Below are 17,847 nucleotides of genomic sequence, written 5' to 3'. Positions count from 1 at the left end.
TACGCGTGATCAGTAGTCCGAGAGGAGCGAGCGCAGCTCGCCGAGGCGCTGGTCGGGCTTGGCTATCGCGGTCAGCGGCACGTCCTTGCCGAACCGGCGGGCGAAGTCGCCGCGCATCCGGACGAAGTCCAGCGAGTCCAGTCCCAGGTCGACGAGCTGCTTCGACTCGTCCCACTGGTGGACGTAGCCGGTGAGGAACGCGTGCACGGGGTCGTCGACCGGCGCGGGCGACTTCGGCGCGCCGAGCACGACCCCGGACGCGCGCGGCCGGGCGGCCGGTCGCGCGGCGGGCAGGGCGGACAGCAGCGGCGTGCCCGCCCACGGCGTGCGGTCCCAGTCCACGTCGCAGGCCGCGAAGCAGCGGCCGGCGGGCGCGCCGGACAGCAGCGAGCCGACGACCCGGCCGAACAGGGCCAGCGCGCTGCCCGTGCCCAACGGCGCCTCGCCGCCGTCCCGGGCCGCGTCGAGGGCCCTGGCGCTGCGCGTGGCCATGCCGACCTCGCCCCAGGTGCCCCAGGCGACGGACACGACGGTCGGACCGCCGTCCGGTGGCGGCCACGCGGCGCGGGCGTCCAGCCAGGCGTTGGCCGCCGCGTAGTTGGCCTGGCCGGCCGAGCCGAGCAGGGCGCTGGTGGACGAGAACGCGGCGATCCACGGCGCGCCGCACGCGCGGCCCAGGTCGACCAGCGCGGACAGCGCGAGCTTGGGCGCGAGCACGGCGTCGAACCGGGAGGCGTCCAGGTTGGTCAGCACGCCGTCGTCCAGCGCTCCCGCGAGGTGCACGACCCCGGCCAGCGGCCCGACCGCGTCGGCCACCGCGTCGAGCGGCCCGGTGAGGTCGGCCTCGACGAACCGGACGCCCCGGCGCAGGTCGTCGGGTTCCGCGCGGCCGGTCACGACCACCCGGTCGGGGCTGACGCCCTGGTGGTGCAGCAGCCAGTCCACGACGACCCGGCCGATGCCGCCCGAGCCGCCGGTGACCAGGTAGCCGCCCCCGGTCGCGCCCAGCGCGCCGCGCGGCAGGTCCGGCAGCGGGGCGGGCAGCAGGCGTCGGCCCAGCAGGGGGCCGCCGAGGTGGCCGCCGCCCGTGAGCAGGTCGGTCTCCGCCGGGTGCCGGCTCGCGGCGCGCAGCAGCGCGGGGACGTCGTCGTCCCCCGGCCACCCGCGCACGTGGACCCGCTGCACGACCAGGCCGGGCTCCTCCAGCACGAGCGACCGGGTCAGGCCGGCCACCAGGCCGCTGTGCGGCTCCGCGGGCACGACCAGGACCAGCCGGCCGCGGGCCCCGCCGGTGACCAGGGATCGCGCGAGGTCCAGCAGCCGCGCGCAGTGCCGCCCCGCCGGCACGTCCGGCGCGAGCCGCAGCAGCACGGCCGCCCCGGCGTCGGGGCCGGTCAGGGCGTCGAGCAGGAACCGGGTGGTCGCGGCCGTCCCCGTGCGGTCGAGGTCGGTCCACGGGATCGTCGTCGGGGTGGTCGTCGTCGGGGTGGCCGTCGGCGCGACGGGCGTCCAGCGCACCTCGTGCAGCCCGCCGGAGGTGGTGTCCACCGGGTCGAGGCGGTCCAGGAAGGCGACGAGCGCCGCCAGGACGCGGTCGCGCCGGTGCAGCATGAAGTCGTGCGAGCCCTCGTGCAGGCGCACGTCCACGACCGGGCTGGTCGTGGCGCTCGCCCACCCGTGCGCCGACGCGGCGGGGAACGACGGGTCGTCCGTCCCGCACTGCACCTGGAGCGGGCAGTCGAGCACCGGACCGGGCCGCCCGGCCACCCGCCGCGCCGCGCGGGCGTCGGCCCCCAGGTCGGCGCGCAGCAGCGGCAGGACCTCCCGCCGCCACCGGGCGTCCTCGCGCAGCTCGTCGGGGACCATCAGGAACGACCCGACGTCCGCCGAGTCCACCGCGTCCGTCCCGCCCGCCTCGCCGGTGATCGGCGCGCGGCCGACGACGGAGACGGCCAGCACCCGGTCGCGCCAGTCGGCGAGCGGCCCGCCCAGCAGGTCCAGCACGAGCGACGCGCCGAAGCTCAGGCCGCAGAACGCGACCGCGCGCGGGCCCGCGTCCGCCCGCAGCGCGGCGGCCAGCCCGGCCAGGTCCGCGGTGTCGTCGCCCGACCGGGGCGGCTCGACCGCGACCACGTCCAGCCACGCCGGCGCGGACCCCGCCCACGACCGGAACGCGGTCGCGCCCCCGCCCGCGTAGGGGAAGCAGTACAGGGTGACCCGCGCGTCCGGCTTGGCGGCGTACCGGACGAGCGGACCCGGCGCGTCCCCGGCCACCGCCGCGGGCACCTCGGCGTCGACGTGGATCGACGCCTCCGGCTTCACCCAGAAGCTGGTCCGCTCGAAGCTGTAGGTCGGCAGCGGGCGGTGCGTCGGCCGCCCCGCCCCCGGGTGGTCGTGGAACGCGGCGAAGTCCAGCTCGACGCCGTGCCGCCACAGCTGCCCGAGGGCCTCCAGGAACGCCACCTCGTCGTCCGCGTCGGGGTCCTTCGCCCCCGGCAGGGTCGCGACGGGCGTCGTCGACGCGTCGCCGCGGTGCTTGAGCAGCTTGTGCGTGAACGAGGTGAGCACCGCGCCCGGACCGATCTCCAGGACGACGTCGGGCTCCCACTTCAGCAGCGCGGCCACGTCGTCGCGCCACCGCACGGTCGACGTCACGTGCGCGCCCCAGTGCGCGCCGGGCCGGTAGCGGGGGTCGAGCCAGGTGCCGGTCAGGTTGGCGGCCAGCGGCACGGCGGGCACGCGCGCGTCGAACCGCTCCGCCGCGGCGGCGACCCGGTCGGCGACCGGGGTCATCAGGTCGCTGTGGAAGGGGTGCGACACGGGCACCGCCCTGCACGTCGCGCCGATTCGCGCAAGCGCTTCCGCGATCTCCCGGATGGCGGGCTCTGTCCCCGACAGAACAATCCGACCGGGCGCGTTGACCGCGGCGAGCCACACGCCCTCCCGGCTGTCGACCAGGTCCAGCATCCGCTCCTCGTCGCCGACCGCGCTGAGCATCCCACCGAGGCGCCCGCCGCCCGCGCCGACGAGGGACTCGGTGGCCAGCGCCCGCACGGCCACCAGCTCGGCCGCCTCCTCCAGCGCCAGCACGCCCGCCACCACCGCCGCCGCGTACTCGCCGATGCTGTGCCCGGCGACGGCGACCGGCGTGACGCCGACGTCCACCAGGGTGCTCGCGAGCGCGTACTCCACCGCGAACAGGCCGCACTGCGTCGTCGTCGGCCGCGCCACCGACGCGTCATCCGCGCCGAGGACCAGCGCGGCCGGGTCGTCGGGCAGGTGGCGCCCCAGCTCCGCGCAGGCCGCGTCGAAGTGGCGGCGGAACCGCCCGCCGTCCGCCCCGCCCCGGTACAGGCCGCGCGCCATCCCGGCGGTCTGCGACCCCTGGCCGGAGAACGTGAACGCCACGGTGGCCGCGCGCCCCGGCGGCACGGGCGCGCCGAGCGGCTCGTCGCGCAGCCGGCGCAGCGCCCCGAGGTCGTCCGCCGCGACCACGGCGGTGGCGCGCAGCGGGTGCGACTCGCGGCGCAGGTGCAGGGACCGGACCGCGGGGCCCACCTCGTCGGCGGGCAGCCCGCCCAGGAACCGCGCCAGCGCGTCGGCGTTGCGCCGGAACGCGCCCTCGGCCTGCGCGGACACCGTGACCAGGTGCAGAGCGCGCCGGTCGGGCGTCCCCGCCGGTCCGGTGGGCGGCGCCTCCTCCAGGACGACGTGGGCGTTCGTGCCGCCGATGCCGAAGCTCGACACCCCGGCGCGCCGGGGCAGCTGCGTCGCCGGGTCGGCCACGGTCCACTCCGCCAGCTCCCGCTGCACGGTGAACGGCGACCCGTCGGCGTCCACGAAGTCGACCAGCTTCGGGTTGAGCGTCTCGTGGTTGACGGTGGGCACCAGCGTCCGGTGGTGCAGGCACAGCACCGCCTTGATGAACCCGGTGATGCCCGCCGCGCAGTTCGCGTGGCCGATGTTGCCCTTGACGCTGCCCAGCGCGGTGCGCGCGCCCGGGGGCACGTCGGCGCCCCGGTGCTCGGCGAACGCGTCGTGCAGCCCTTTGACCTCGATGGCGTCGCCGACGTGCGTGGCGGTCGCGTGGCACTCCACGTAGGAGACCTGCTCGGAGCCGATGCCCGCCATGGTGATCGCGTCCGAGATGCACTGGGCCTGCGCCCGCGCGCTCGGCGCGGCGTACCCGGCCTTCATCCGGCCGTCGTTGGACACGCCGAAGCCGGTGAGCACGGCCCAGACGTGGTCGCCGTCCTCGACGGCCAGGTCGAGCCGCTTGAGCACGACCGCGCCGACCGAGTCGCCGAAGAGGGTGCCGCTCGCCGCGTCGTCGAACGGCCGGACGCGGCCGTCCGCGCTGCCCACCAGGCCGTCCTCGTAGCGGTAGCCGAAGTTCGGGAAGGTGATCGACGACCCGCCCGCCACCGCCATGTCGCACTGGCCGGACGTGATCGACTGCGCGGCCTGGGCCACCGCGACCAGCGCGCTGCTGCACGCCGACGTCACGGTCACCGCCGGGCCGCCGAGGTCGAGCAGGTAGGCCACCCTGGTGGCGATGTAGTCCTTCTCGTTGCCGATCTCGGTGAGGAACAGCCCGGCCGGGTCCAGCGGGTCCTTGAGGCCGCCGCCCTCCAGGTGGTGGATGAGGTACCCGTCGATGCCGCACGCCGCGAACACGCCGGTGCGCCGCGCGTAGGGGTTGCCGCGCCGCGCGTAGCCCGCCTGTTCGAGCGCGGCCCACGCCGTCTCGACGAACACCCGGTGCTGCGGGTCCATCACGACGGCCTCGCGCCGCCCGATGCCCCAGAAGCCCGCGTCGAACTTGTCCGCGTCGTCGATCACCTGGCCGACCGGCACCCACTCCGGGTGCGCCAGGACGTCCTCCGGGACGCCCTTGTCCCGCAACCGCCGCGCGGGGAACGTGGTCAGCGAGTCGACGCCGTTCTTGAGGTTCTCCCAGAACGCGTCCACGTCCGCCGCGCCGGGGAAGCGCCCCGCCACGCCCACGACGGCCAGCCTGGTGGTCTCCGGGCGGGGTGCGCGCCGGGGCGCGGTGGCGACGCCGGCCGCGCTCCGCGAGCAGTGCTCCGCCATGGCGCGCACGGTGCTGTGCTGGAAGACGTCGATGACGGGCAGGGTGATGCCGAACCGCTCGGCCAGCACGCCCGACAGCCGGGCCGCGCTGAGCGAGTCGCCGCCCAGGTCGAAGAAGTTGTCGTCCGGCTCGGCCCGCGGCACGCCCAGCACCTCCTGCCACGCCCGCGCGACGCGCTGCTCCATCGAGGTGGGCGCGGCACCGGTGGCGGGCCCGGCGTCCTCCTCCGCCGGCGGCGGGGGCAGGGCGGACAGGTCGAGCTTGCGCGAGTCGCCCTTGCCGATCGGCAGCGAGTCGAGGCCGATGAAGTGCCGGGGCCGCGCGTACTCGGGCAGGTCGCGCCCGGCCCTGCGCCGGGTCCGGGCCAGCACGGTCTCCGAGGGGCGGCCCCCCTCGCCCAGGACGTAGGCCAGCAGGCCCGTCGGCTGGTTCGTGCGGCTGTCCAGCAGGGGGCGCACGATCACCCGCGAGACGCCGTCCTCGCCCTCCAGGACGTGCTCCACGGAGCGCAGCGACACCTTGAACCCGCGCACCTTCACCTGGTCGCCGGTGCGGCCGAGGATCTCCAGGTCGCCGGTCGGCAGGAACCGCGCGCGGTCGCCCGTGCGGTAGAAGGTGCTCCCGGCGAAGGCCGTGCCGGCGAGCGCGGGCGGGCACGGCACGAAGCGCTCGGCGGTCTTCACCGGGTCGTCGAGGTAGCCGTCCGCGACACCGGGACCGGCGAAGTGCAGCTCGCCGACCGCGCCGAGGGGCACCGGTTCGCCGTCGGCGCCGAGCAGGACCGCCGCGCTGCCGTCGAGGACGCGCCCGACCGGCGCGAACGCGGAGCGCGGGACGGCACCCGCCGGCCGGGGGAGCAGGTCGGCGAAGGAGACGTCCAGGCACTCCCACGTGCTGTAGGAGTTGACCAGCCGCACGTGCGGCGGCAGCAGGGCGGCGGCCTTGTCGACGACCCGGGCGGGCACGACCTCGCCCATCAGGAACCAGGCTTCCATGTGCGCCAACCGGTCCACCAGCGTCGGGCCCACGACGGGGTGGTCGAGCAGGCTCTCGAACAGCGAGGGCGGCACCACGGCGCGGGTGATGCCGAAGCCCTCCAGCGTGTCCACGAGCCGCACCGGGTCGAAGATGTGGTCGTCCGGGACGACGACCGCCGACCTGCCCTCCAGCAGCGGCCGGAGGCACTCCCAGGCGAAGAACGCGTTCAGGCCCTCGCGCGAGTCCTCCCGGTAGGGGTACAGCTCGTAGCGCGCGTCGAAGCAGTACAGGCAGCCCAGGTGGTTGTTGAGCACGGCCTTCGGCGTGCCGGACGTGCCGGAGGTCATCGAGATCAGGGCGATGTCGGACGGCGCGACGTCGGGGAACCCCACCGGGGCGACCGGTTCGCGCGCGGGCGGGCGGTCCCGGTCGAGCACGAGCACCCGCCCGGGTTCCCGGAACGCGGCCGGCAGCAGCTCCACCAGCTCCGGGGTGGTCAGCACGACCCGGACGTCGGCGCTCTCCAGGAACTGCGCCAGCAGGGAGGCCGGCCAGTTCTTCTCCAGCAGGCAGGCCGGCGCGCCGAGGCCGAAGCAGGTGAGCAGGCCGACGCAGTACTCCGCCGAGTGGGGGAGGAGCAGGCCGACGACGTCACCGCGCGTGATCCCGGCGGCGCGCAGGTCGGCGGCGAGGGCGGTCGCGTCCGCGTCGAGTTCGCGGTAGGACCACTGCCTCGGGTGATCAATGAGGGCGAGTGCGTCCGGACGTGACGCCACGTGTTCTTGGAAACGCGCCCAGATCGTCCGATCGGGGTTCGGGTAGGCCGTTCCCGTGATGGCGACCGACGGGCCGAGGTTGTTTTTAACCTGATCGAGATGCGCGTTGACGCTGCCCAGCAGGGCGGCCCGCGAGTCAATCGTGAAAAAATGACCACCGGGAAGGACCTCGACGTCGAAGTCGGCCGCGCCGTCGAAGTGCTGCCGCCACGCCCGGAGTTCTCCGGCGGTCACCGTGCGGTCCTCGGAACCGCCGTACACGACGCACCGGACGGGCAGCCGGCGACCGGTCGCGTCGCCGGTCCCGCAGACGTGCTCCTCGTCCAGCCGCAGGTCGGCCCGCAGGGGCGGCAGGATCAGCCGGAGCAGGTCGTCGTCGGCCAGGAGGTCCGCCGGCACGAGTCCCCATTCCCGCACGAGGTCCGGGAACGCGGCCTCGGGTAAGGAATGCCGTTCCGGGCCCGCCCACGACAGGTGCGGCGCTCGGTGCGCGGACAGGAACAGCACCTCGGGCGTGCGCAGGCCCTCGTCGGCCAGGCGGCGGCACACCTCGAACGCGACCAGCGCGCCGAAGCTGTGGCCGAAGAACGCGAACGGCGCGCCGTCGTGGTGCCGGGTCACGAGGTCGGCGAGGTCCCCGACCAGGGAAGCCCACGAGGTGTGGGGTCGTCCGCCCTGGTCACGGCCGCGGCCGGGCAGGGTGTACGAGACGACCTCGACGTCCTCGGCGAGCCCGTCCGGCCAGTCGGCGAAGCCCTGGTGGCCGCCGCCGGCGTGCGGGAACGCGAACAGGCGCAGTGCCGCGCCCTCGCGCCGGGCGAGGACGACGGCCTCGACGCCGCTCGTGGCGCTGGGTCCTGTCGTGGCGTGCAGCAAGCAACAGCTCCCTCGCGAAATCGACGGGCCTCTTCCCGTGCGGAAAAGTCGGGCACCGAATTCAAGGTCACTGCACCGGAGCGGGTGTCCGTTAATCGCCAGGACACCGCTGTCCCGATGTGCCGCCGACTGCTGACAAATGTCTGTCAGAAAGCTCTTGCGGTATTTAAATGTGAATATATGTCGCGATAAATGAAAGTAGCAGCGTGCCCCGGCCGCGTCAAGCGGCTGTCCGGACCCCGGCGCATTCAAGAAGTCTTGGGGGCGCCATAGGGGTGCCCTTGACAAGGGCGACCGGTGACGCGGTGGCACGATGACCGTGCGTGATCCCGAAGCTGCGGGAATGCTCCGGGACGCGCCGGCTCAGACCTGGGCGATGGGCTCGACCCGGGGCTTGGCGATGGACTCGTAGTCCTTCGTCGCCAGCGCGATCGAGCGGTCGAACCGGGCGGCGTTGAAGAACACCTCGGGGTGCTGGAGCACCTCGGGGTCCACGAACAGCTCCATCCGCTCGTCGAACGAGAACGGGGGGATCGTCCCGACCGGGGTGCCGGCCAGCTCCTCGGCGGCCTCCGGCGAGGCGAACCCGGCGTAGGTCCCGCCGAACAGCGCCTTCACCCTGGTGAAGTCGACGCGCTTGTGGCCCGGGATGACGGCCGCCGCGTAGCGGGTGACCTTCTTGCCCACCTTGACCATCACGACGATGCACTTCGCGGCCTGCCGCTGGTCGTACCCCGCCAGTTGACTGACGACCTCGGTCACGGCCTCCGGCGCGTGCTCGATCACCCGGTAGGTGGCGTCGTGCTCGTCCAGCAGGGCGATCAGCTTGTCGTGCGCGCTGTCGGAACTCATCTGTCGGCCAACTTCTCTCGGCGGCGCGGGGGGTGCACGGCATCATGCCAGACCCCGGTGGTCGGTCCGCGCCGCACCGCTGCCCCGATGAGGTGATGGCACGACGGGGTGGCGCCGGGTCGGCCGACCCGGCGCCACCCCGTCACGCGGTCAGACGCCGGCCGCCGCCAGCGCTTCGAGCAGGCGGGCGGAGTAGTCGGTCGAGCCGTTGAGCTCCTTGGTGTCGAACCAGCGGGTCTCGTCGACCTTCAGGGTGACCTTCTTCCCCTGCGCGCTGAGGGCCTGCACGGTCGTGCCCGGCGGGATCGGGGTGGTGGCGGGGCTGTGCTCCTCCTCCACGCCCTGGAGGTCCACGAGCACGCCGGCCGCGAGTTCCGCGGCCGTGAGCTCCGACTCGACCAGGGTCACGTCGGCCAGCAGCTGGTAGTCGGGCTTCCTGGTCATGTAGTGCGTGACGTGCGCCGCCGAGCCCTGCCCGAGCAGCAGGTACCGGGGTTTCGGCGGGTACTCGTCGGTGTCCCGGAACGGCCGGTTGTGCAGCACGGCCGTGATCTCGACCGGGACGCCCGACACGATCACCGTGGGCTTCCCGAGGTCGTTGCCCACCACCTTGATGATCGAGCCGGTGAACCGCCGGTCGCCGACCATCTTCTGGAGCAGCAGCTCCTCGTCGTTGACGACGACGAACGTCGCCGACCGCGCGGCGCTCAGGGCGTCGACGTAGCGCTTCTTGACCTCGGCGCTGAACCCGAAGGTCGCGACCACCTGGTAGCGGTGCTCCGCCATGGTGAACATCGCCAGGTGACCGCCGTGCACGACATCCTCGCCCATCAGCACGAAACCGTGGGTGCTCGGGTGCTCCTCGTCGTGGGACTTCGTCATGACCGGGTCCTCCTCAGAAGGCGTTGTCGGAGAAGCGCACCAGCGCCAGGCGGGCGATGTCGCCGGTGTCGGCCGAGCCGTCCACGTACGCCGACATGTCCACGCCGCCGCGCTGCACCGGCAGGCTCGTCGGGGCGGTCTCGGCCAGGTCGGCCGCCAGGGCGTCGATCACCTCCTTCGTGACGTGCGGCATCACGTACAGGTGGGCGTAGTTGACGGTGCCGCTCTCCGTCTTGAGCGGGATCGTGGCCAGCGAGTACTTGTGCACGATGTCGGCCGGCGGCTGCTTGAACCGCACGGTGAGCGCCAGTGGTGTGCGCGCGACCTCCCACGCGCCGCCCACCGCCTTGAGCTTCTCCACCGCGTGGTCGGTGACCTCCAGGGCGGTGCGGATCATCGTCATCTGGTCGCGCTCGGAGTGCTTGGCCAGGAAGTGCCACATGACCAGCGGCGAGAACGCGTTGCGCGACCCGCCGAACGTGGTGTCCGGCGACCCGATCACGGCGGGCTGATCGGGCGGCTGCATCTGGAGGTTCGCCTTGGTCATGAAGATGCCGCACGGCCAGGGCGCGCCGGGGTACTTGTGCCCGCTGGTGACGATCGAAGCGACCTCCGGGATGCGGAAGTCGAACTTCGGCAGCGGGGCGGGCGGGGTGATCTCGCCCGCGTCGACGAGCTTCTCGATGAACGGCGCGTAGGTCGCGGCGAGCGCGCCGTCGACGTGGATCCAGTGGCCGGTGCGCTCGTCGACCAGCTCGTTGCCGTTCTCGTCGCGGCCGTAGCGGACCTTGCGCTTGTCCAGCCCGTACCGGGCGAAGATCGGCCGCAGCCGGTCGCAGATGCCCGCCACGTCGTCGTAGGCGCCCTTGAACGTGCTGCCGTAGTTGAGGTTGATCACCACGGGGTGACCCATGCTCGCGAAGAACTCCACCAGCTTCGCCAGCTTGTCCACGTCGATGCTGCCCGGTCCGCCGTCACCGCCGGTGGACGGGACCTCGTGGTCCCACGGCTGCCCCGGGTTCAGCGGGTTGGCGTACGGGTACATCTTGGTGCCGACCTCGTAGAAGTTCGGGATGTTCAGCACCCGCAGCGCCTTGGCCACCGAGTAGTGCGTGTCGTGCGAGTAGAAGCCCACGGGGGAGTAGGCGTTCTGGTTGTCGGAGGGCGCGGTGTCCTGCACCCAGACGTACTGCGCGCCGCCGTCCTTGGCCGGTTCGCGCATGAGGGTCTTGCCGGAGAGGTAGTCGCGGGCGTTCCACAGGGCGTAGTTGTTGCCCTCGGAGGACCCCATGGTGAGCACGTAGCCCCAGTAGGCGTCCTTCGGCACCTCGCCGTCGACGGGGGTGCGCAGCTTGCCGTGCCACAGCTTGGCGTAGTAGTCCAGGACGGCGCGCTCGGCCCAGCGGGTGTGCAGCGTGAAGTGCGAGTCCTCGAACGGGTCGCCGACGTTGTTGAAGTGGTAGTCGAGGAACCGGGCCATCGGCTCGCGCAGCTTGAGGTCCTCGTTGGTCTGGTAGCCGAGGAACCTGCCCTGGAGGTCGGCGAAGTAGTTCTCCAGCTTGTCCAGCACCGCCTTGCGCTGCGGCTCGGGCACGCCTTCGGCCGGGAGCGCGAAGTCCTGGTCCGTCGGGCTCGGCGGGGAGTCCGCGCCCGACGTGCGCGCCTGGTCCAGTGCGTGGTCTGCGATGGTCATGGTCGCCTTCCTGTGGTGGTCCGCCCCCCGGTCGGGGAGCCGTTCAGCGGTGGGGCCCGGCGAGCGCGTCGAGCAGCAGCGCCTCGGCGAGCGTCATGTGCTCCAGCTCGGACCTGCTGACGCTCTCGTCGTCCCCGTGGATGTTGGCCAGCGGTTCCTCGCAGCCCCACAGCACGATGTCCGCGCCGGGGTTGGCGGCGTGCAGCGCGGAGACCAGCGGGATGGAGCCGCCCTGGCCGGCGTGCGCGACCGAGCCGGTCCCGTAGGCGGTTTTGAGCGCGCTCTCGACGGCGGCGTGGTACGGGCCCTCGTGGGCGGCGAAGCCCTGGCCGAGGCTCACCGGGGTGATGCCGCGCACGACCCCCTTCGGGGCCTTGGCCCTGAGGTGGGCGTCGAGGGCCTTGAACGCCGCGTCCGGGTCCTGGTCCGGCGCGAGCCGCACGCTGATCCGGGCGGTCACCTCCGGGTGCAGCACGTTCGCGGGCCGGTCCATGCTCGGCGCGTTCCGCAGGCCGACGACGGTGACGGAGGGGCGGCCGAACAGGCGCTGGGCGAGCGTGCCGGTGCCGACCAGGTCCACCCCGGGCTCCACGCCCGCGTTCCTGCGGTACTCGTCCTCCGGCACGGCCGGCCAGTCGTGGTCGAAGCGGGTCAGGCCGGGCACGGCCACGTCGCCGTTCGCGTCGTGCAGCGTCGACAGCAGCCGCGCCAGCACCATGAACGCGTCGGGCGCCGGCCCGCCGTACATGCCGCTGTGGACCTCCTTGGCGAGCGTCCTGACGGTCACGTCCACCGACAGGACGCCGCGCAGGGTGGAGGTGAGCGCGGGCACGCCGACCGCCAGGTTCCCGGTGTCGGCGACGATGACCAGGTCGGCCTTGAACCGGGGGTCCTCCGGGTGGGCGGCCAGGTAGGAGTCCAGGACGCTGCCGCTCTCCTCCTCGCCCTCGACGACGACCTTGACGTTGACCGGCAGCCCGGACCACTTCTCCCGCAGCGCCTTGAGCGCGCCCAGGTGCATCACGACCCCGGACTTGTCGTCGGCCGAGCCGCGCCCGTAGAGCCGGGTGTCGCCGCCCACCGCGACCTCCTTGGGCACGAACGGCTTCGTCACCTTCCACTTGGCCTCGTCGGCGGGTTGCACGTCGTAGTGCGCGTACAGCAGGACCGTCCGCGCGCCGCCGGTCCGCGCGGGCTGGTCGGCGTGCACCAGGGGCGCGGAGGTCCTGCCGTTGTGGGTGATGGTGGTGACGGTGGCCCCGTCCAGGCCGACCGCCCGGAACAGCCCGGCGATCTTCTCGGCGGTGGTGAGCAGGGGCGGGTCCGGCTGCTCGGCCGTGGACCTGTGCCTCACCAGGTCCATCAGCGTCTGCCAGTACTCGCCCACGAGGGCGCGCACCCGGTCGTGCGAGCCCTGCTCGGAGGTGACCGCGGTCATGGGGGTCCTTCCCGTGGATGTGCGGGCGGCGCCGGGAGGACAGTCCACTCAGGACTGTGCGCCACGCGGGATCGGGAGCTGATTGCATCGTGGCACCGCGACGGCGGTGCCGACAGGTCGCGGGCGTCGGACCCCACCAACGTGTGGTCCGACGCGGCCGGTGGCGACGGTGCGTGGTCCGCGGCGGTGGTGGCGTGACCGCCACGGGGGACCCGCACCCCTGGTGCGAGGGCGTGCGGGCTGCCGGCGGGTTCACCGCAACGAGGCATCAAGCCGTTGCCGACGTCCGGAGGACCACCGGGAGGGACGGGACCGACCCGACCCGCTCGGGCGCGCCGGCCGCGACAGGTCGGGCCGGAGCGGGTGGTGCGGCCGGCGGGAAGCGGTCCCGGAACACCTCGTCCCCCGCCCGGTTCGCGGAGGGGGCGCTCCGCGAACCGGACGGGGGACGGGGGTGGTCCCGCGCGAGGCGGGGGTGTTCCCGCGGAAGGGTCGGTCAGCGGCCGGTCGGGCCGGTCCACCCCGCCGGCACGTGACCGACGCGCACCCGCTGCGGGTGGTCGCCCACCGGCACCGAGACGATCTTGCGGCCCGTCGCGAAGTCGATCGCGGTCACCCGGTCGGCGTTGCTCTCCGAGATGACGCACGCCCGGCCGTCACCGCTCACCGTGGCCCAGTACGGCTTGGCGGCCGGCACCAGGGGACCCTGGGCCAGGGTGGCGCGGTCCACCACGGTGGCGTACTCGTCCATCGTCCCGGCGACGCACAGCTTGTCCCCGGCCGGCGACATCGACACGCCGTGGTGGCGCGAGTCGTTCACGTACGCGGTGCGGTCGTCGGTCGTCGCCGGGTTCTTCGGCAGCTCCTTGACCCGGGTGATCCGGTCGGCGGCGACGTCGTACTCCAGGAAGCCGTGGAAGAACGAGACCTGGAAGTACATCTTCGACCCGTCCGGCGTGAACGACACCGGGCGCACGGCGTCCGACAGGTCCGGTCGGCCGGCCGCGTCGAGGCGCTGCCGCATGTCGATCACCCGGGCGTCGCGGAACGTCGTCGCGTCCACCACGGTGATCTTCCGGTCCCCCTTGGTGAAGTCCCAGAACGGGTCGTCGAGGTCGGTGAACACCTCGCCGATCGACATGTTCCACAGGTACCGCCCGTCGGCGCTGAAGACGTTCTCGTGCGGCTTGTCGCCGGTCGTGAACGAGCCGACCTGCCGCCCGGTCGCGATGTCCAGCACGTGCACGGTGTTCGACGTCGAGGCCGACACGGCGACGCGCGTGCCGTCCGGCGACACCGCCATGTGGTCGGCCCGGAAGCCCGACACCGGGAACCGCCAGCGGACGCCGCCGGTGGTCAGGTCGATCGACACGACGTCGGCGAAGCTGGGGCGCGACACGACGAGCGCGGAGCCGTCCGGCGTGGTGTACATGTCGTCGATCAGCTGGTCGTGGCCCTCGCCGGGGCCGAGCCGGATGCCCAGGAAGAAGCCGAGCTTGATCGGGTTGAGGTAGATCTCCGCCAACCGCTGGTCGCGGTCGGGCACCACGTCCAGCCGGCCGATCCGCGCGAAGTCGCCGGAGGGCGCGATGACGTCCGCGGTGCCCTCCCAGTTGTTGCCGACGAACATGACCTGGCGCAGGGCACGGGGGTCGGCCGCCGCCGTGCTCGCGGGTGCGAGCCCGGCGAGGAGCGCGCCCGCGCCGAGCACCGCGAGGAGTCGGGCACGTCGCCTTCGGCGCGGAGCGGGTGTCGTCGTTGTCACGGGGGCTCCAATCCGGACGCAGGGGTTCATCACGCGCGTGCGGGAACCGCGGGCGGGACGCGGGAACGCGCACGGCGCGGAGCGGGTGGACCGGGATCGGCGGCTCCCGGCGGGCCGGTCGTGCTGTTACCGTGCGGTAGCCACAGGTAACCAACAGACGGCGCACACCGGGTAGGGGCGCGGCACCAACGCGCGGCCGGCCCGTTGTGGCCCGTCGACAACGCCGGTGGGGAGGGCCGCATGGGCGCGGTGCACGGCCTCGGCGTGATCGGTCGCGTCCTCAAGGGGATGGCCGCGGACGAGGACGTCGTCGACCAGCTCGTCCGGGAGGCGCGCAGCCACGCGCCGGACGTCGCCAGGCTGCCCGAGGCGGAGAACCGGCGGCACGTGGCCGTCATGCTCGCCGCCGGGCTCGACTCGTTCACCAGCGCGCGCGACCCCGACGAGCAGGACTTCACCGCGGCCGAGGCGCTCGGCTCCGACCGGGCCGCGCAGGGCGTGCCGATCGCCGGCCTGCTGCGCGGCGTCCAGGCGGGCCGCACCCGCGCCACCGCGATCGCCATCTCCCGCTGCCGCGAGGCGGGCGTGCCCGACGACGTGATCCTGGAGGCGATCCTCGACCTGGACCGCTACACCGGCGCGCTGGAGCGGCACGTCATCAGCGGCTACCACACCGCGGAGCTGGAGCTGTCCCGCACGACCCGCGACACCCGGACCCTGCTGCTGCGCCGGCTGCTGCTGCGCGACGGCGCGCCACCGCCCGCCGACGACGAGCTGCGCCGCGCCGGGCTGCGCCCCGACGGCCGGTACCACTGCCTGGTGTCCGCGGTGACCGACCCCGTCCAGGCCCGTGCCCTGGAGGAGCGGCTGCTCGCGCACGGCGGCGTCTGCGGCATCGTCGAGGGCCGCCTGACCGGCCTCGCGCCGCACCCGCCCGCCGCGCTGGACACCCTGGTCGTCGCCGCCCCCGCGGTGCCCCTCGACGCGCTGCACGACGTCCACCACCTGTGCGCGGCGGCCCTGCGCGTCGCGGCGGACCTCGGCCTGCGCGGCGTCCGCGACCTGACCGAGCTGGCCGGCGAGACGGCGCTGGCCGCCCACCCCGTGCTCGCCGGCCTGCTCGGCGACACCCTGCTCGCCGCGCTGGACCACGACGACGAGTTCCACCGCGAGCTGGTCTGCACCGCCCTGGCCTACCTCGACCACGACCGGCGGCTCAGCCGCACCGCCGCGTTCCTGCACGTCCACCCCAACACGGTCCGCTACCGCCTCGACCGGCTGGAGGAGGTCACCGGCACCTCGACCGACCACCCGGCGTTCGGCGGCCGTTCGGCGGTGCTCGACGCGCTGCGCTGGTGGTGGGCCCTGCGCACCTGGCTGGCCCGCCACCGCTGACGTCCGCCTCGGCTGACGCGCCACCGCTGACGCCGGCTTCCGCCGGCGCCCGCCCCGCCCGGCGCCCGCCTACCCGGTGCGCGCCCGGTGCAGGGCCTCGCGGAAGGCGCGCACGGCCGGGTGCGTCGTCGCGCCGGAGCGGACCGCGGTGAACAGGCGGCGGTGCGGGCGGCTCGGCAGGTGCCGCAGGCGCACGCCGTGGGCGCGGTCGGTCCACAGCAGGTCCGGCAGCAGGGCCGCGGCCAGGCCGGTCTCCACGAGGTGGACCTGGAGCAGCGCGTCGGGGCTCTCGAAGCGGACGTCGGGCTCGAAGCCGAGCGCGCGGCACGCGGCCCGCGCCCAGCGGCCCGCCGCCGTGCCGGCGGGTTCGAGGACCCACGGGACCGAAGCCAGGTCGGCGGGCCTGGTGGTGGCGCGGCGGTGCGGCCCGCGCGCGGGCAGGGCCATCCGCAGCTCGTCGTGGACGAGGTCCTCGGTCTCCACGCCCGGGTCGGGTGGCGCCGGCAGGCCGGGGTACTCCTCGCCCAGCACGAGGTCGTGGTCGCGGGTCAGCAGTCCGGCGTACGCGGCGTCCGGCTCGCGGTGCGTGATCTCCACGCGCAGGTGGGGGTGCCGTTCGGCGACCAGGGTCAGCGCCCGGGGCACGAGGGCGAGCACGACCGTCTGGAACGACGCCACCCGCAGGGTGCCGGTGACCTCGTCCAGCGACGCCGCCAGCTCGGACCGCGCCAGCTCCAGCCGGTGCAGGATCACCTCGGTGTGCCGGACGAGGACGCGGGCCTGCTCGGTCAGCCGCACGCCGCGCCCCACCGGCTCCAGCAGCCGCACCCCCGCCTCGGCCTCCAGTTGGGCCAGCTGCTGGGAGATCGCGGACGGGCTGTAGGACAGGGCGCGGGCGACGGCGGCGAGCGTGCCCAGCCGGTGCACCTCGCGCAGCAGCCGCAACCGGTGGACGTCGAGCACCCGGACCTCCGCGATCGTGCGGTTCTGCTGACGAGTATCGCGCAGGAAGGTTCGCTGGACCGACGGGTGCGGGTGACCGAGGGTGGACGCATGATCTTCGAGCCACAGGTCACCGCGTGACCGCCCTCGCGCCCACCGAACGGCGTGCCGCCGCGGTGCTGATGGTGCTGGGCTCCTGCGCGTCGCTCCAGGTCGGGGCGGCGCTGGCGGCCGAGCTGTTCCCGGTGGCCGGTCCGGCGGGCGCCACGTTCCTGCGCCTCGCGCTGGCCGCCGCCGTGCTGTGCGCCGTCGTGCGGCCGTCGCTGCGCGGCTGGGACCGGCGGCACTGGCTCGCGGCGGTCCTGTTCGGCCTCTCCCTGGCCGGCATGAACGGTTTCTTCTACGCCTCGATCGCCCGCGTCCCGCTGGGCGTCGCGGTCACCGTCGAGTTCCTCGGCCCGCTCGCGCTGGCCGCCGCGCTGTCCCGCCGCCCGCGCGACCTGGCGTGGGTGGGCCTGGCCGCGGTGGGCGTGGTGGCGCTCGGCTGGACCGGGGACGGCGCGGCGAGCGGCCTCGACCCGCTCGGCGTGGTGTTCGCGCTGGTCGCGGGCGTGTTCTGGGCCGGCTACATCCTGGCCGGCGCGCGGCTGGGCGCGGTGGTGCCGGGGCAGGGCGGGCTCGTCGTCGGCCTGGCGGTCGCCGCCGCCGTGCTGCTGCCCCTCGGCGTCGGCGGCGCGGGGCGCGCGGTGGGTGACCCGCGACTGCTGGCCGTGGCGCTGGGCACGGCGGTGCTGGCGTCGGTGATCCCGTACACGCTGGAGCTGGCCGCGCTGCGCCGCCTGCCGCGCCCCGTGTTCGGCGTGCTGCTGAGCCTCGAACCGGTCGTCGCCACGCTCGTGGGCGCGCTCGCGCTGTCCCAGCACGTCGGTCCGCTCGCGGTCGCCGCGATCGGCCTGGTCGTGCTGGCGAGCGTCGGGTCCACCCTGTCCTCCGCCCGCGCGCCGGCGACGTGAGCGCCGCCCCCGCCCGCTCACCGGCCGGCCGCTCGACCCGGACGAGCCGGCCGGGCGCGGACACCGCCCTGTCCCGCCCCCGACCCCGTCCCGGGTCACCCCGGTCGCGCCGGGGCGGTGCGGGCGGTCGGGGCGAACCGTT

General features: G+C 74.3%; 9 protein-coding genes. 2 read left to right on the top strand and 7 right to left on the bottom strand.

The features are described 5' to 3' along the window. Nucleotides 1-9 precede the first annotated feature (9 nt). The 6 genes from ACRAKJ_RS28215 to ACRAKJ_RS28190 form a co-directional block, all read right to left on the bottom strand. On the bottom strand, nt 10-7,725 hold the full coding sequence (locus ACRAKJ_RS28215; RefSeq protein ID WP_438921203.1) for an alpha/beta fold hydrolase: 7,716 nt from the start codon (nt 7,723-7,725) through the stop codon (nt 10-12). Between the two features lie 363 nt (nt 7,726-8,088). Next, a complete protein-coding gene (locus tag ACRAKJ_RS28210; protein WP_438921202.1) occupies nt 8,089-8,577 on the bottom strand; it encodes a YbaK/EbsC family protein in 489 nt (162 codons plus the stop codon). 150 nt (nt 8,578-8,727) lie between these two features. After that, nucleotides 8,728-9,459: a hypothetical protein gene (locus ACRAKJ_RS28205; protein ID WP_447008734.1), complete on the bottom strand. Its 732-nt coding sequence runs from the start codon at nt 9,457-9,459 to the stop codon at nt 8,728-8,730. Between the two features lie 13 nt (nt 9,460-9,472). Beyond that, nucleotides 9,473-11,152: a hypothetical protein gene (locus ACRAKJ_RS28200; protein WP_438927029.1), complete on the bottom strand. Its 1,680-nt coding sequence runs from the start codon at nt 11,150-11,152 to the stop codon at nt 9,473-9,475. Nucleotides 11,153-11,195: 43 nt separating this feature from the next. Beyond that, complete coding sequence (locus ACRAKJ_RS28195) at nt 11,196-12,590, bottom strand: M20/M25/M40 family metallo-hydrolase (RefSeq protein WP_438927028.1); 1,395 nt, start codon at nt 12,588-12,590, stop codon at nt 11,196-11,198. Between the two features lie 496 nt (nt 12,591-13,086). Beyond that, entirely contained in the window at nt 13,087-14,355 is a 1,269-nt protein-coding gene (locus ACRAKJ_RS28190; RefSeq protein ID WP_438925009.1) for a YncE family protein, read from the bottom strand. A gap of 240 nt (nt 14,356-14,595) precedes the next feature. On the opposite strand from ACRAKJ_RS28190, the gene ACRAKJ_RS28185 reads away from it, so the two are divergent. Next, complete coding sequence (locus ACRAKJ_RS28185) at nt 14,596-15,750, top strand: helix-turn-helix domain-containing protein (RefSeq protein ID WP_438925010.1); 1,155 nt, start codon at nt 14,596-14,598, stop codon at nt 15,748-15,750. A gap of 69 nt (nt 15,751-15,819) precedes the next feature. Here the strand turns inward: ACRAKJ_RS28185 and ACRAKJ_RS28180 are convergent, their stop codons facing one another. Then, on the bottom strand, nt 15,820-16,713 hold the full coding sequence (locus tag ACRAKJ_RS28180; RefSeq protein ID WP_438925011.1) for a LysR substrate-binding domain-containing protein: 894 nt from the start codon (nt 16,711-16,713) through the stop codon (nt 15,820-15,822). 116 nt (nt 16,714-16,829) lie between these two features. Here ACRAKJ_RS28180 and ACRAKJ_RS28175 point away from each other — a divergent pair, with 116 nt between their 5' ends. Further along, nucleotides 16,830-17,705, top strand: coding sequence for an EamA family transporter (locus tag ACRAKJ_RS28175; protein WP_438925012.1), 876 nt, complete (start codon nt 16,830-16,832; stop codon nt 17,703-17,705). Nucleotides 17,706-17,847 lie beyond the last annotated feature (142 nt).

This window comes from Saccharothrix sp. DSM 118769, assembly GCF_052936295.1.
The sequence above is the reverse complement of the archived record's forward strand: the minus strand, read 5'-3'. Positions and strand labels throughout refer to the sequence as shown.

Coding starts and splice junctions, on each gene's coding strand:
- ACRAKJ_RS28185 (WP_438925010.1), top strand. CDS start 14,596: ATGGGCGCGGTGCACGGCCTCGGCGTGATCGGTCGCGTCCTCAAGGGG.
- ACRAKJ_RS28200 (WP_438927029.1), bottom strand. CDS start 11,152: ATGACCATCGCAGACCACGCACTGGACCAGGCGCGCACGTCGGGCGCG.
- ACRAKJ_RS28210 (WP_438921202.1), bottom strand. CDS start 8,577: ATGAGTTCCGACAGCGCGCACGACAAGCTGATCGCCCTGCTGGACGAG.
- ACRAKJ_RS28205 (WP_447008734.1), bottom strand. CDS start 9,459: ATGACGAAGTCCCACGACGAGGAGCACCCGAGCACCCACGGTTTCGTG.
- ACRAKJ_RS28195 (WP_438927028.1), bottom strand. CDS start 12,590: ATGACCGCGGTCACCTCCGAGCAGGGCTCGCACGACCGGGTGCGCGCC.